The sequence below is a fragment of the Serratia sp. T13T92 genome (assembly GCF_047530105.1).
GTDB lineage: Bacteria > Pseudomonadota > Gammaproteobacteria > Enterobacterales > Enterobacteriaceae > Chania > Chania fonticola.
This window is the reverse complement of record NZ_JBLJAK010000018.1, coordinates 78108-93414: the sequence shown is the minus strand read 5'-3', so window position 1 is coordinate 93414 and position 15307 is coordinate 78108. Positions and strand designations below refer to the sequence as shown.

Here is a 15307-nt window from a genome sequence, read left to right as displayed (position 1 = left end):
GTCACCGCTGCCCGTACGCACGCGGATCGCCTCCATTGGCGGGCAATATTGCTATTGCCCGGTTGGGATGATAAGACAGGTCATACTTGGTGGCAACAGCAACAGGGCAAGTGCCGCGTTAGATCTCCTGCCACCTATCGCAGACACTCCGCCAGGAAATGTTTTTTCAGCGAGAACGGCTCACTGTCGTTTTTAACCTGCAGTTTGCACATGGCATTACGGCTACAGTGCCCGCAACACCCGGTTTAACAAGGGTCCCAACACCTTGAACGAAGCCGGTGAAACGATATCCACATGCGCACAATCCAGCTCAAACACCTGCAACGCATCGACATATTCCGCCCAGGTCTGCTGCACATCCATGCCTGCTTGCAAGGTGCGCTTGGCCACAAATAGCGTCGCTTGTCCCTGGAAATGTGCCGTATGGGTATGTGACAACAGCCTGACCGAATCCGCGTAGTTGGCTTCGATATTGTCAAACATCGCGACACGCGCCCCGCCCAGCGCCGGATCGAGCGTATCTTCTGATACCGCCAGGAACTGCTCACGCTCGCGCTGCACCTCTTTGAGCACGTTGTCGTCCAGCATCACGTCCCAGTTCTGGGTTTCCGGCGGATAGGTATCCAGCAAGCCAAGGAAAGCCACCTCCTCCCCACGCGCCTGCAAACGCGCTGCGATACCTTGCGCCAACGTTCCCCCCAGGGAATAACCGATAAAGTGATACGGGCCGTGTGGCTGTACCTGTAATACCGTGGCCAGATGCGCATCGCAGACTTGATCCATATCCTCACCCAACGCCAATGGGCCATCCGGGCGTGGAGACTGAATGCCCACCAGCGACCAATGCTGATCGATATAACGCGGCAGCACGCTGAATTGCCAGGAGAAACCGGAAGCCGGGTGCAGGCAGAACAGCGTTGGGCCTTCGGTAACGCGCAGCGGCAACACGCTGTCGAAACCGCATTGGTCGGCCTCTTCCTGCGTGCGTTCTTCCGCCAGTAGCTGTGCCAGTTGCTCCACTTTCGAAGCGACCATCACCTGACCGACCGATACCGCTTTACCCAGATCGCGCCGCAACTCGGCGGCCAGACGCATCGCCAGCAATGAATGCCCGCCCAGGGCAAAGAAATCGTCATCGGCAAATACCTGCTCGCGCTGGAGCAAACGGGCAAAAACTGCGGCAATCTCGCTTTCCAACCCGGGTTCCGGCTCGCGTCCGGCCTTTCCAGCACCGGTTTGCGGCTGTGGTAAGGCTTTGCGATCGAGCTTGCCGTTGGCGCTAAGAGGCAACTCGGCCATTTCAACCAGGGCGATCGGCACCATATGCTGCGGCAAGCGATCGGCTAGCGCAGCACGTAGGGCTTCGCTATCCAGATGTACGCCGGGCTGTGGAACCAGATAGCCCACCAGTTGCCGGGCATCGCCGCCCATTGCATCAACGACCGTGCCCTCCAATACCAAGGCATGAGCCACCGCCTGACGTACGCCCGGCAGTGACAGCAGGGCGTGGTCGATCTCACTGAGTTCAATCCGCTGACCGCGAATTTTCAGCTGATCGTCGCTGCGCCCCAGATATTCTACCGCACCGTCTGGCAGCCAGCGGGCAACATCACCGGTGCGATACATCCGGCCACCGTTGCCCTGCGGATCGGCGACGAAGCGGCTGGCGGTCAGATCCGGCCTGGCCAGATAACCATGAGCCAGTTGCACGCCGGTCAGATATAAATCGCCTGCTACACCCGGTGGCACTGGGCGTAAGCGCGCGTCGAGAATACGTAAACCGGTATTCCACACCGGCAATCCGATGGGGACGTTAGCTCCGGTAACCGCTGCAAGGGCGTCACCAAAGGCCGGATGCCAGGTCACGTCCACCGCCGCCTCGGTAGGGCCGTAGAGGTTATGCAACGGCACCTGAGTGCGGCTCTGCCACAGGCGGCACAGCTCTGCCGGTAATGCTTCACCGCTACAGAACACCTGACGCAGTGGCTGGCAATGGGCGATGGCGGTTGTGCTGTCCAAAGCACCGACAAAGGCCGCCAGCATCGAAGGAACAAAGTGCATGGTAGTGACGTTATACCGATCGATTAGCGTTTGCAGTTGCTGAGGATCGCGGTGAGCCTCCGGCGGTGCCATCACCAACTGCGCACCCACCATCAGTGGCCAGAAGAATTCCCACACCGAGACGTCAAAGCTGCACGGCGTTTTTTGCAGCACCACATCGTCTGCCGCCAGCGGATACTGATGCTGCATCCACAGTAAACGGTTAACGATGGCCTGATGCCCAACCAGCACGCCCTTCGGCCGCCCGGTTGAGCCGGATGTGAAGATGATATAGGCCGGATGATGCGGCGTCGGGCCTTGGATCGCGCTCGATGCAGCAGCGGAGGCTACCAGTGGCGCATCGTATAACAGCACTTCCCCCTGCCCCACAAAACGCGCCTGCTGGGAGGCATCGGTGATAATCAGGCGTGGGGCCGCGTCTTCCAGCATCATGCTGAGGCGCTCATCTGGATAGCCGGTATCCAGTGGCAAATAGGCCGCTCCCGCTTCCACTATTGCCATTAACGCCAGCGACAGGAAGACCGAGCGCGGCAATGCCACCGCCACGATGTCGCCCGGTTGCACCCCCTGAGCCACCAAATGTTGGGCCAGGGCGATCACCTGTTCGCGAGTTTCGCGGTAGTTGAACCGGTAGTGTTCATCGGCCAGCGCCAGGGCATTCGGGGTTTTATTCGCCTGCTCAGCCAGCAGACCACTAAGGGTCTGTGCTGCTACCGGGTAAGCGGTGTCGTTCACTTTGGCCAGCAAGGCGTGATCTTTTTCACTCAGCAAATCGGCTTCGCTTACCGGCAATGTCGGTTGGCTCGCAAACTGCCGCAGCAACAGTGGCAAGCGCTGTAAATGCTCCGTCAGTTCGGCTAACGAATAACGCTCGGCATTGGCCAAGAGCTCAATCTTCAGCGTGCCAGCCTCGTCGATAAACAAGGCGATTTCCAAATCACGCACCGGGCCAGAAGCCAGATCGTGGGTGATCCCTTTGATACCGGCAAAATCGAGCTGGTAATCGAACATCTTGAAGTTGAAGACGGTGCCATACAGCGGCTGGCTGTCGCCAATACGCCCCAAATCGCGCTGTACCTGTTCGGCATCATAGCGCTGATGGCGGCGGGCAAACTTCAGTTCACGGCTGATTTGCGCGGCGATATCGGCCAGCGTTGCCTGCGGCGCGACGTGCATTTCCACCGGCAGCACGTTAATCACCGGCCCGGTGGCACAAAGCGCAGCCGAACCCATGCGGCGCATAAAAATAAACCCGGCGCTGTAGTGGGTTTGCCCTGTCAGACGAGCCACCCACACGGCCACCAGCGCCATCGCCATATCGGCTGCGCTGAGCTGCTGTTGCTGGCCCAGGCTGACCAGTGGCGCAAGATCCTGCGCGGCACAGAACTGCGCCAAGCGGTGAATACGCGTCGAGGGTGCTTGCCCGGCTAACGGTTGCGGGCATAGGGTGGCTGGCGTGGGCAACTGCCGTGCCTTGTTCAACCAAAAATCGGCATCACGCTGATAACCTGGAGATTGCTGGTATTGCTGATATTCCGCCACCACATCGCTAAAAGGCGTGAACGGCGTCGGTTCCGGCTGCTCTTGCTGATATAGGCGGGTATAAATATTGGCGATACGGCGAGCGATGGCGGTAAAGCTGAAACCATCGACCACCAGATGGTGGTAACGCTGATACCAGAACCAGCGATCGTCGGGCAAACGCATCAGGATATGGCGATACAGCGGTTTGCCGCTGCTCACTCGCAATTCGGCACCAAGGTCGATCTGCATCAGCGCGTGGGCCGCCGCCTCTGCATCCGCCGAGTCGCTTAAATCAATCCATTCCGGCGCAGCCAACGGCATCGCGGCGTCGTAATACTGCATCGGCACACCGTCACGCTCAACGAAACGCAGCCTTAAGGTATCCACTTCAGCCAGGCCTAGTGAGATCGCCTGTAGCAGGTGGTCTTTATCCAGCAGGCCGTTCAGTTCGATATAATGGGCGACCGCATAGGCATTGCCGTAAGGTGAAATTTGATCGGCAACCCAAATACCGGGCTGCGCGGCCACCAATGGCAATTCAACGGTAACCTGTTGCCCGGTGGGTAAAATAGAGGTTTCTGACACGACGTTCGCTCCTGTTGTCGGTTCTTGCTGCTGCGTCTCCATCACGCCTTACGCAGTGATGCGGGCCGCATATCCTGCCAATTCTGTTCTAGCCAGTGCACACAGTGCTCCCGGGAAGCCGGGCCAAAAACGCTGACCCAACCGGCCGGTATGGCGCTGAAATCCGGCCACAGGCTGTAAAGCAGTTCTTCATTACGCAGGACGTAGCAAATTTGCTGCTCGTCATCGAACGGGTTTAAGGTTTCCATTACTTGCTCCTTAAGCATGAAAAGGGTTGGCGGATGGCTTCAATTCGGCACGGCAGTTGGCCAGCTCCGACCAATGCGCCTGCAGACCATCGAGTAAACCACCACGCCAGCACAACACATCGTGCCCGCCCTCCACCAGCCGATATTGCACCTGATGCCCGGTTTCACTTAACAGGGCCGCCATACGGTCATTCACCCGGTGGACCAGCTTTTCATGCGCCCCGGCCTCTAAAAACACCTTCAGCTTGCCGCACGCGCCCAACTGCCCGTCTTCTACCTGGCGGATTAACCAGCAGGCATCCTCGGGCACGGTGGGCAATTGCAACATATCGCGGCGGGGCCACCAGAACGAGCCGGACTGGCTGATGGTGGCACCAAAATATTCCGGCCAGCGCAGGCCAGCATAGAGCGACCCCAAGCCACCAAAGCTTTGCCCAGCTACCACGGTGTTGGCAGCCTCACGGCTGTGCGGTGCCCAGTCGGCCAATTGCGGTAATAACTCTTCCTGTAGGGCCAACCAAAACTCATCGTTGCAGGTCAGTTCCCGTGCGCGGTGTTGCTGGTCGATCACGTCGATCAGCAGATAGACCGCCTCCGGCAGTTGGCCAGTACGCGTCAGTTGCATCAGCGGATCCCAGACCGGCATCTGATTGGCCCAGAATTGGCCGTCCAGCAAAATAGCCAATGGCCGCGCCGCCGGGTTACTTTCACCGGTGGAGTAGATCCAGACGTGGCGGGAGGTTCCCAGTCGCTGGCTATGCCAGGTATGCCGTTGCAGTTTGGCAGGAGGTGCAGGCGTACAGCGGCCGCTGGTCACGGCATAGTTGTCAAAGTCCCGCCAGGCTGGTTGTTGGGGAGCCTGTGGCATATGCAGGCCGGAAAGCGTGTGCCCCCCGACTCCAGGCCAGGCGCGGTAAGGATTAAGCAGATCGTGAGTTGCGCGGGCAAACACCTGATGCCACCAGTGGCGAATAGAAAGCATGTTGGCGTGGGAATTGTCCCCCTGCGGTTCGAAGGGACGATCCTCCATGCAGGGGATAAAACAGTAGCTGCCGCGCCAGTCGCCTTGCAGCTCGGTTTGCCAATACCAGACGTCCGAGCCAGCAAGCCGTTGCAGGCTCTGCGGGGGCGATGCTTGATGATGATCGGTAAGGCAATTGATATGGATCCAGACACGTTGATAAGCCGAGGTCAGTTCACCGCCCTGAGGGTCGCGCCACAAGAACGTCACCTTCCATCGCCCATTATCCTGCAGTTCCACCAAGGGGGTGCCACGCCGGGCGATATCCAGCCACCAACCGTGGCTCCCTGCATGCTTGCTCGCCAATAACGTACTGCTTGCTGGTTGTTGTTCAGTTTTCAAAACGCCCACTCATTGTGTTGTTGGCAAGGCACGCCGTGCGACTCACCGGTTCCCAAATGCCAAACGGCACAAGGAATACTATTGATAATTATTTGCATTTGCAATAGTGTATACAAGCTCGAAATAGAGCGGGCATTCTTCAACAGGGATGGATGCCGAATTATTGAGCGGGATCTTGCTGCCAGTCAGCCTGGCCTCTGGGTTTCGTTACTATTTTCGACTACACAATAAAACTACAACAAACCGTTCCGTTACCGGTTGTCACACAGCGCCGCATCAGGAAGGGTTGTTAGGTAGGAACCTCAAAATGAATCGGAAGTTATCTCGTTATTCTTTAGCCACACTCATCGGGTTAGGATTGGGCACGTCTGCATTTTCCGTTACGGTCAATGCCGAGCAAACGGCCACCCCCTCAGACAGCGCCGCGCTGGCTGAGAAAAGTAAAAAAGAATCCGCCTCTGAAGATGTCATCGTCGTCACCGCCGCCAAACAAAACCTTCAAGCGCCCGGCGTTTCCACCATCACTGCCGAAGAAATCAAAAGACGCCCGCCCGCTCGTGATATCAATGAGCTGATCCGTACCATGCCGGGGGTCAACCTGACCGGTAACTCCACCAGCGGCCAGCGGGGCAACAACCGCCAACTCGATATTCGTGGCATGGGGCCAGAAAATACCCTGATCCTGATCGACGGCAAGCCGGCCAGCAGCCGTAACTCGGTGCGCCAAGGCTGGCGCGGTGAGCGTGATACCCGTGGCGATACCGCCTGGGTGCCGCCGGAGATGATCGAGCGTATCGAAGTGCTGCGTGGCCCAGCGGCTGCCCGCTACGGTAACGGCGCGGCAGGTGGCGTGGTCAACATCATCACCAAAAAAGCTGGCCAGGACCTGCACGGTACACTGAACGGTTATTTCAACGTACCGCAGCATAAGGATGAAGGCGCCACCAAGCGTACCGATTTCAGCCTTTCCGGCCCGTTAAGCGATCAGTTGAGCTTCCGTCTGTTTGGTGGCTACAGCAAAACGCAGGCCGACGCCTGGGATATCAACCAGGGGCATCAGTCCGAACGTACCGGCACCTATGCCAATACTCTGCCTGCCGGTCGTGAAGGGGTGGTCGACAAAAATATCGATGCCTTGCTGAGCTGGGAATTCGCCCACCTGCAGACCTTGGATTTCCAGTACGCCTATGGCCGCCAGGGCAACCTGTACGCCGGGGATACCCAAAACACCAACACCAATGCGCTGGTGCAGAGCAACTACGGTAAAGAAACCAACCGTATGTATCGTGAAACCTATGCGGTCAATTATCGTGGCGCATGGGATAGCGGCGTCAGCACCAACAACTACGTCCAGTTTGAACGCACGCGCAATACCCGTTTAGCCGAAGGGTTGGCCGGGGGCCTGGAAGGGATCTTCGCCAGCGACAGTTACAACACCACCCGTCTGGACGATTTCCTGGCCCACAGTGAAGTCAGCATTCCGTTCGATATGTGGGTGCCGCAAACCGCCACGCTGGGTACCGAGTGGAACCAGCAGAAGATGAAAGATCCTTCTTCGACCACCCAGTCGCTGACCGGTACGAATACCGGGGGAGCGATCCCTGGTACCGATAGTAGCAACCGCAGCCCGTACTCCTCCGCGGATATCTTCTCGCTGTTTGCCGAAGATAATATCGAGCTGACTGATACCACAATGCTGACTCCAGGCCTGCGTTACGATCATCACTCCACGGCCGGCAACAACTGGAGCCCGTCACTCAACCTGTCACAGGAATTGGGCGATCTGTTTACCCTGAAAATGGGTATTGCTCGCGCCTATAAGGCACCCAACCTGTTCCAGAGCAACGGCGATTATATTCTCTACAGCAAAGGCCAGGGCTGTGCCGCCAGCGCGACGGGGACTGGCTGCTATCTGATGGGTAATGACGATCTTAAGGCCGAGAACAGCATTAACAAAGAGATCGGTCTGGAATTCCACCATGAAGGCTGGCTGGCAGGCATCACCTACTTCCGTAACGATTACCGCAACAAGATCGAAGCGGGCTATTCGCCAATGGCCTCTAACTCCAGTAAAACCGATATCTATCGCTGGGAGAACGTGCCTAAAGCGGTGATCCAGGGTCTGGAAGGTACGTTGAACGTGCCGGTGAGCGAAACGGTAGCCTGGAACAACAACGCCACCTACATGATTGAGAACGAAAATAAAACCACCGGTGATTACCTGTCGATTATTCCCAAGTTCACCATCAACTCAACCTTGAGCTGGCAGGCCACGCAGGATCTTTCTTTGCAAACCACCGCGACCTGGTACGGCCGTCAAAAGCCGAAGAAATACAACTACCGTGGGGAGCCAACCACTGGGCCGGAAACTCGTGAGGTCAGCCCTTACGCGATCTTTGGCCTGAGCGGCACCTACGCGTTGACTAAAAATGTCAGCGTGACGACGGGGATCGAGAACCTGTTCGACAAACGCCAGTTCCGTTCCGGTAACTCGCAAAACGTGGGTAACCCAGTCACCGGGGCAGTCAATATCTATGGTGCCGGGGCAGCAACCTATAACGAACCGGGTCGGACTTACTTTATGAGCCTGAACACCCAGTTCTGATCATGGCTTTGACCTAACCTCAAACGGCTTGATCTCGGGCGCAGCATGCAGCGCCCCTACAATTGGGGCTGGTGGGTTTATCAGCAATCTCAGCGCGGCGCTTATGCCGCGCTTTTTTTTGCCATTTTCGCCATCACGCCGCCGCCCGTTTCGGGTTACAGTAGCGGAAACAAATGAGCATTGATGGCACTATTGATGACACCTCAGCAACAAATTATTGATTGGTTACGCCAAGATAACGAACGTATGCAGGTATTAGCCACCGCCCGGCGGCTCGGGCTGAACGATTGGTGCCTGGGTGCGGGCTTCGTGCGTAATCTGGTGTGGGACCGGCTGCATGGTTTTACGGCCAGCACACCGCTCAACGATATCGATGTGATCCATTTCGACTCGCGCCATAGCGATGCCGAGCGCGACCAGATGCTGGAGTCGCGTCTGTTGGAATGGTCGACACAACCCTGGTCGGTAAAGAATCAGGCACGTATGCACCTGCGTAGTCACCGCGCGCCCTATCGCGACAGCGAAGACGCCATCAGCTATTGGACGGAGATCGAAACCGCCGTGGGTGCCAGATTGCAAGCCGATGGCAGCATCCAGCTCGTCGCCCCTTTTGGCCTACAGGCGCTGTTCAACCACAGCATCACCTTCAACCCCAAGAGCAACAACCTGGCCGCTTTCGAACAGCGCGTGGTGGAGAAACAGTGGCTCGAACTCTGGCCACAGCTAAAGCTGACGCCAAGGTAAAGTTTTGCCGCGATTTGCCGATACCTCTGACAAGCTACCTGGGAGGATCGCATGTCGACCAACATTACCATGATTGTGCCCATCAAGAACCCGATTGCCGGAGTCCGCGAGGTGTTCACCGCCACCGGTAAAGGCGGGGCTGCACTGATGTCGGCACCGGTTAACAATACCCCTGAAGGGGGGAAGGCCAAGGAAACCGAGACTGATACACCGGTGGCGCCAAAAGATAGCAGCGCGGCCTCACGTATTTCAGCGCTATTTAAGCAGATCCAGAATCTGCAGCAAAAGCTCGTTGAGCTGCAAAACTCGGATGGCGATGCCAAACAGATCGAGCAGCAAAAACAGCTGATCATGAGCCAGATCCAAATGCTCCAGGCTGAGATCGCGCGCATTCAGAAACAAGAAATGGAAAAGCAGCAGGAAGAGCAGATGGCCAAGGCCATGAGCGGTGATGGCGTCAACCGCCCGACCGCCGCCAACGCCGTGGACGTTTATATCTAGACGATGAAGGGCGTAACATGGCGTTACGCCCATCGACTCAGCTTTTCTTCAGGGGTTTGATCAGGTGATCCAGCCCTTCGATTTTAATCGCCAACGTCATTTCCATCAGCATTCCCAGTCTGCCATTGGGGAATTCGCCCTTACGGGCGAACCACAGCAGATACTCTTCCGGCAGGTCGATCAGCACCCTGCCCTGGTATTTGCCAAAGGGCATCACGGTGTTGGCGATTTCGATCAGGTTCTCTTTTTCCATCAGGCCCCCAGCAGGCGGATCATCTCCGCCTCGTCGATCACCTCGATCCCCAGTTCCTGTGCCTTGACCAGCTTAGAGCCAGCGGCTTCACCGGCGATCACCAGATCGGTTTTCTTGGATACGCTGCCGCTGACCTTGGCCCCCAGCGCGGTCAGCCGATCTTTGGCTTCATCGCGGGAAAGTTGGCTAAGAGACCCGGTCAGTACCACGGTTTTACCGGCAAACGGGCTGTCGATCTCTTCGGCGACCACGACGAGCGGAGCAGGCCAGTTAATGCCGATTTCCGGGCTGATCAGCTCGGCGATAACCTGTTGGTTATGTGCTTCAGCAAAGAAGTTAACCACGTGGCTGGCTACCACTTCGCCCACGTCCGGCACCTGTTTTAACGCGTCCAGATCGGCCTCTCGCAGCTTCTCCAACGAGCCAAAATGCGCCGCCAGACCGGCTGCCGTGGCCTCTCCTACCTCACGAATACCCAGCGCATACAGGAAGCGCGCAAAGGTGGTCTGTTTGGCGGTGGTCAAGGCATTGACCAGATTCTGTGCCGATTTTGGCCCCATGCGATCCAGCCCGGTGAGAATACCGGCGGAAAGACGGAACAGGTCGGCTGGCGTTTTGACATATTCTTTATCGACCAGCTGTTCGATGATTTTATCGCCCATGCCGTCAACGTCCATCGCCCGGCGGGAAACAAAGTGCTTCAGCGCCTCTTTACGCTGGGCACCACAGATCAGCCCGCCGGTACAGCGCGCAATGGCTTCGCCTTCCACCCGCTCCACATCGGAACCACAAACCGGGCAATGCAGTGGGAATACCACTTCACGCGCGTCCTGCGGGCGTCGATCTTCGATCACCCCGACCACTTTGGGGATCACATCCCCGGCACGGCGCACGATCACCGTGTCGCCTATGCGCAGGCCAAGGCGTTCGATTTCATCGGCATTATGCAGCGTGGCATTACTGACGATCACCCCGGCCACCAATACTGGCTCAAGACGTGCGACCGGCGTAATCGCACCGGTACGCCCGACCTGGAACTCCACTTCCCGCACCACGGTGATCTGCTCTTGTGCCGGGAATTTGAACGCCGTAGCCCAACGCGGTGCGCGAGCAACAAAGCCCAGAGATTCTTGCAGATCGATATCGTCGATCTTCACCACCACGCCGTCGATATCAAAGCCAAGATTGATGCGGTCCTGCTCGACCTGGCGGTAAAACGCCAGCACCTCATCGCTACCGGTGCAGAGCTTGACGCGATCGCTCACCGGCAAGCCCCAGGCTTTGAACTGCATCAGGCGTTGCCAATGGCTGCGTGGCAATTCGCCCCCTTCCAGCAGGCCAACACCGTAGCAGAAGAAGGTCAGCGGGCGCTTGGCCGTGATACGCGGATCAAGCTGACGCAGCGAGCCCGCCGCCGCGTTACGCGGGTTGGCGAAGATTTTGCCGTCTTTGCGGCGCGCCTCTTCGTTCATCTGCTCAAAGCCGGCATGCGGCATAAAGACTTCGCCACGCACTTCCACCCGGCGCGGAATATTTTCACCGGTCAGGCGCAGCGGGATGGCACGGATAGTGCGCACATTAGAAGTGATATTTTCCCCGGTGGTGCCATCACCACGCGTGGAGGCACGCACCAGCTCGCCATCTTCATACAGCAGGCTGACGGCCAGCCCGTCCAGCTTCAGCTCACAGCAGAAGGTCAGCGGCTCGCTGCTTTTCAGGCGATCCTGCACGCGCTTGTAAAACGCCAGATAGCTCTCTTCATCAAAGACGTTGTCCAACGACAGCATCGGCACTTCATGGCGCACCTGATCAAACGCCGCCAAGGGAGCGGCCCCGACGCGCTGCGTCGGTGAATCGGCGGTGATCAGTTCAGGATGGGCCTCTTCCAGCTCACGCAGCTCACGCATCAGGCGATCGTATTCCGCATCCGGGATCTCCGGCGCATCGAGTACGTGATACTGATATTCGTGATGGCGCAATGAGGTGCGTAGTTGATTGATTGTTTCGTTAATCGAAGCCATGGCTCACCATCAAAGATAAAAAACCCCCGGCTGGCGGGGGTTCTGGATTACGGATTATGCAGTGCACTGGCAACCGGTCAGGCGTTGTTTTCCAACACTTCGCGGATGCGTGCTTTGTAGGTTTCCAGCTTTTGCGGGGTCATCATGCGGCGCTCATCGTCAAGCACCACGCCACCCACATCGTCGGCAATACGTTGTGCCGATTGCAGCATCAGTTTGAAGTTCTGATTGGCGTCGCCGTAAGACGGCACCATCATAAACATCGATACGCCCGGCGTGGAGAAATCGGACATCATTTCCGGATCGAATGACCCAGGCTTGACCATATTGGCCAGGCTGAACAGCACGGGGCCACTGCCTGCCGGGCTGATATGGCGATGGAAGATACCCATTTCACCAAATTGGAAGCCCGCCTGCAGTACGCTCTGCAGCAACACTTCACCCCCGATCACACCGCCTTGATGGGCTGCCACGTGCAGCACCAATACGGTTTCCTGCAGTTTTGCCGGTTTCAACGGTTCCGGCGCTGGCTGCGGTTCACGCATAGGCTCTGCATGATGGAAGGCAGGCTCTGGCGCAGGAGCGGTAGCCGGAGGCATATCGTCAACGCGCGGCTCACGACGCACAACAGGTTGCTGCGGCTCTTCGTCCTCGTCCTGGGCATAGTTATCCAGCAGGATGTCATCGTAATCCGGCCGCTGGGAGAGCGGCGCGGGCTGGGCTGGCCGAGACGCAGGTTGAGCTGCTGGAGCTGGCCTTGGTGCAATCACCGGCTCTTCGCGTGCGACATCGATATGGCCCATTGATGGCTCATCCTCAACTTCTGCGCGAGTGGCACGGATACGCACCTCTCCCACGCTTTCAGCAGGATCATCAAGTGGAGTAGGTTCACGCTCATTTTTCGAGCGTTTGGCTGGGCGATCGCGAAAAAGGGACGAGCGTTCCTTACGGCTGGTCCAAAGACCATGTAATAACAACGCTATTATGGCGATCGCGCCAACAACGATTAATATCAGACGCAAATCCTGCATCATTGCTATCTCTGTTGTTCCAAGACATTGCCACCGCGGCAAACATTCACTCTTTAACTCTATTTGCCCACAGGCACAAGTGCAAGTCCGTGCTGAACTTTATGCCAATAAAGATGATTATTCGGCATTTTTTTGCTGTTTTTTCAGCCAATGTGGCTCTAGCCAGTGGAAAATCAACCCTATATGATAGCTTAGCCTGTTTAGCCAAAGAGAAAATCTTAAGATATGTCCTATGTGCCTCCCCCTGTTGGGTCCACCAACGGCTTCCATTATTTTGCCCAAGGATGGCGCCTGATTTCGCGCCCGGGTATTAAACGCTACGTCGTCCTGCCGTTACTGGTGAACGTGCTGCTGATGGGCTCTGCCTTCTGGTGGCTGTTCAGCCAACTGGGCGACTGGATCCCGAGCATGATGAGCCATGTGCCAAGCTGGCTACAGTGGCTAAGTTATTTACTCTGGCCGATGGCGGTCATTTCCGTGCTGTTGGTGTTCAGTTACCTGTTCAGCACCATCACCAACCTGATCGCCGCCCCGTTTTGCGGGCTGCTGGCGGAACAGCTCGAAGGCAGCCTGACCGGCAAACCGCTGCCGGATACCGGTATGCTCGGCGTGGTCAAAGATCTGCCGCGCATCATGTCCCGTGAATGGCGCAAGCTGATGTATTACCTGCCACGCGCGCTGGGCCTGCTGTTGCTCTACTTTATACCGGGCATTGGCCAAACGTTGGCACCAGTGTTGTGGTTCCTGTTCAGCGCCTGGATGTTGGCCATTCAATACTGCGATTATCCGTTTGATAACCACAAGGTCAGCTTCGCCGAGATGCGCCAGGCGTTGCGCCAGCACAAAACCGATAATCTGCAGTTTGGCGCGTTGGTGAGCCTGTTCACCATGATCCCCATCCTCAATCTGGTGATCCTGCCGGTGGCAGTCTGCGGTGCCACGGCGATGTGGGTCGACCGTTATCGTGCACAATTCGTTCGTCATTAATGGAGCAGGTAAGATTGTTTCTTGCACAAGGGCGCTTCGTGCGCCCTTGTTATTGTGATTAAAACTTATTCTCTAATAACATATCGATATACCAATTCTTTACTTCCCTGCCGAGACCGTTAGCGTATGCTTTCGATGTTCCCTACATTTCATAGAGTTATAAGGACGGGCCATGAGCAAGATTTACCAAGACAACTCATTAACAATCGGCCATACGCCGCTGGTTCGTCTGAACCGTATCGGCAACGGACGCATTCTCGCCAAGGTTGAATCTCGCAACCCGAGCTTCAGCGTCAAATGCCGCATCGGTGCCAATATGATTTGGGATGCCGAAAAACGTGGCATTCTGAGCGCAGGCAAAGAGCTGGTGGAGCCAACCAGCGGCAACACCGGTATCGCCCTGGCGTTTGTCGCCGCGGCGCGAGGTTACAAGCTCACGCTGACCATGCCGGAAACCATGAGCATCGAACGTCGTAAACTGCTCAAGGCGCTGGGTGCCAATCTGGTGCTGACCGAAGGTGCCAAAGGCATGAAAGGGGCGATCGCCAAGGCCGAAGAGATTGTGGCCACCGATCCGAACCGCTACATCCTGCTGCAACAGTTCAGTAACCCGGCCAACCCGGAAATCCACGAACAAACCACCGGCCCGGAAATCTGGGAAGATACCGATGGCGAAGTCGATGTCTTTATCGCGGGCGTCGGCACTGGCGGTACACTGACCGGCGTCAGCCGCTTTATCAAGAACACCAAGGGCAAGGCTATCACCACAGTGGCGGTTGAACCAACCGACTCACCGGTCATCAGCCAGGCGTTGGCAGGCCAGGAAATCAAACCCGGCCCGCATAAAATCCAGGGCATCGGTGCCGGTTTCATTCCTGGCAACCTGGATCTGAACCTGGTTGACCGCGTCGAGCAGATCACCAACGACGAAGCCATCAGCATGGCACGCCGCCTGATGGAAGAAGAAGGCATCCTGGCCGGGATTTCTTCCGGTGCCGCCGTGGCGGCCGCCGTCAAACTTTCCGAAGAAGCCGACTTTACCGACAAGACAATTGTGGTTATTCTGCCTTCTTCAGGTGAGCGCTACTTGAGCACCGCTTTGTTTGCCGATCTGTTCACCGAACAGGAACTGCAGCAATAGCGCAAACAGTGCACAAATAGCTAAAAAAGCACCTATTCAGGTGCTTTTTTTGTGGACTGGATCAAAGTTTACACCACTCAACGATTGATTTTCGCCGCTGGCTTTAGTATTTAACCGGTCAATTATTTCGATGCGCAAAATTAATCACCTTCCTGCCATTGTTTGAGCTGAATCGATTTACTCATTTGTTGCTCCAGCGAAAAACACGGCATAATGGGGAGCTGATTGAAACAACGCCAGATG

The 15307-nt window shown here is 56.8% G+C and carries 11 protein-coding genes; 5 read left to right on the top strand and 6 right to left on the bottom strand.

Translation table 11 applies throughout. The features are described from left to right. Positions 1-222: 222 nt before the first annotated feature. Genes ACMV5I_RS17395 through fes form a run of 3 tightly spaced genes read right to left on the bottom strand, consistent with a single transcriptional unit; the run spans position 223 to position 5781 of the window. On the bottom strand, positions 223-4170 hold the full coding sequence (locus ACMV5I_RS17395; protein ID WP_414824935.1) for an enterobactin synthase subunit F: 3948 nt from the start codon (positions 4168-4170) through the stop codon (positions 223-225). A 41-nt stretch (positions 4171-4211) separates the two neighbouring features. Beyond that, positions 4212-4418: an MbtH family protein gene (locus tag ACMV5I_RS17390; protein ID WP_021178678.1), complete on the bottom strand. Its 207-nt coding sequence runs from the start codon at positions 4416-4418 to the stop codon at positions 4212-4214. Between the two features lie 10 nt (positions 4419-4428). Further along, positions 4429-5781, bottom strand: a complete 1353-nt coding sequence (gene fes, locus ACMV5I_RS17385; protein ID WP_414824934.1) for an enterochelin esterase — start codon at positions 5779-5781, stop codon at positions 4429-4431. Between the two features lie 307 nt (positions 5782-6088). Between fes and ACMV5I_RS17380 the strand changes: the two genes are divergently transcribed. The 3 genes from ACMV5I_RS17380 (at position 6089) to ACMV5I_RS17370 (ending at position 9631) form a co-directional block, all read left to right on the top strand. Then, the gene (locus ACMV5I_RS17380; protein ID WP_141132685.1) at positions 6089-8386 is read left to right on the top strand and encodes a TonB-dependent siderophore receptor; all 2298 of its coding nucleotides are present in this window, start codon (positions 6089-6091) and stop codon (positions 8384-8386) included. Positions 8387-8581: 195 nt separating this feature from the next. Next, on the top strand, positions 8582-9130 hold the full coding sequence (locus tag ACMV5I_RS17375; RefSeq protein ID WP_414824945.1) for a nucleotidyltransferase family protein: 549 nt from the start codon (positions 8582-8584) through the stop codon (positions 9128-9130). Between the two features lie 51 nt (positions 9131-9181). After that, complete coding sequence (locus ACMV5I_RS17370) at positions 9182-9631, top strand: FlxA-like family protein (RefSeq protein WP_202811510.1); 450 nt, start codon at positions 9182-9184, stop codon at positions 9629-9631. A gap of 37 nt (positions 9632-9668) precedes the next feature. On the opposite strand, the gene ACMV5I_RS17365 is transcribed toward ACMV5I_RS17370, so the two are convergent. From ACMV5I_RS17365 to zipA, 3 genes are all read right to left on the bottom strand, one after another. Continuing rightward, positions 9669-9884, bottom strand: a complete 216-nt coding sequence (locus ACMV5I_RS17365; protein WP_021178683.1) for a DUF3820 family protein — start codon at positions 9882-9884, stop codon at positions 9669-9671. After that, positions 9884-11905: an NAD-dependent DNA ligase LigA gene (gene ligA / locus ACMV5I_RS17360; RefSeq protein ID WP_414824933.1), complete on the bottom strand. Its 2022-nt coding sequence runs from the start codon at positions 11903-11905 to the stop codon at positions 9884-9886. The genes ACMV5I_RS17365 and ligA overlap by 1 nt, the downstream gene beginning before the upstream one ends. Before the next feature lie 77 nt (positions 11906-11982). Beyond that, positions 11983-12939 (bottom strand): cell division protein ZipA, encoded by a 957-nt coding sequence (zipA, locus tag ACMV5I_RS17355; RefSeq protein WP_260513641.1) that lies wholly within the window; start codon positions 12937-12939, stop codon positions 11983-11985. A 222-nt stretch (positions 12940-13161) separates the two neighbouring features. Here zipA and cysZ point away from each other — a divergent pair, with 222 nt between their 5' ends. Then, positions 13162-13923, top strand: a complete 762-nt coding sequence (cysZ, locus tag ACMV5I_RS17350; protein ID WP_021178686.1) for a sulfate transporter CysZ — start codon at positions 13162-13164, stop codon at positions 13921-13923. 172 nt (positions 13924-14095) lie between these two features. Next, entirely contained in the window at positions 14096-15064 is a 969-nt protein-coding gene (gene cysK, locus ACMV5I_RS17345) for a cysteine synthase A (protein ID WP_046808395.1), read from the top strand. Positions 15065-15307 lie beyond the last annotated feature (243 nt).